The following is a 490-nucleotide window of genomic DNA, read 5'->3' on the forward strand; positions in this document are numbered from 1 at the left end:
CAGTCGGGGGATTGACCGCAGTGTGGTCATGAGCCTGGCTCTGGGAGATTGGGTGAGTTCCGGTCATAGCATTTTGATCACCGGGGCCACCGGGTCAGGTAAATCCTGGTTGGCTTGTGCACTGGCTCAGTATGCTTGTCGGCGTGGATTCTCTGCCACTTATCTGAGGGTCCCACGCCTGCAGGAAGAACTGCGTGTCATGCATGGCAGCGGCACCTTTGTGAAGTGGTTGATGCAACTTGCCAAAACAGATGTACTGGTATTGGATGATTGGGGAATGGGAGCCATTGACAGTGCCACTCGTTCGGATTTGCTGGAAATCATTGATGACCGTTCGGCTACCCGTGCCACCATTCTCACCAGCCAATTACCCATCGAACACTGGCATGCGTGGATCGGGGATGCCACCATTGCTGACGCCCTGCTGGATCGGGTTATGCAACGGCATCACCGTTTCACGCTGACCGGAGAATCCTTACGGAGAGGAAAA

Annotated in this window: 1 protein-coding gene; it reads left to right on the forward strand. The window is 54.9% G+C overall.

What is annotated here, in order from left to right; all coding sequences use genetic code 11:
• Nucleotides 1–490, forward strand: a 490-nt coding sequence (locus IV91_RS0114665) for an ATP-binding protein (RefSeq protein WP_031599562.1), incomplete at both ends; no start/stop codon positions are given.

Origin of the sequence: Ferrovum myxofaciens (assembly GCF_000735045.1) — a bacterium.
Classification (GTDB): Bacteria; Pseudomonadota; Gammaproteobacteria; order Burkholderiales; family Ferrovaceae; genus Ferrovum; species Ferrovum myxofaciens.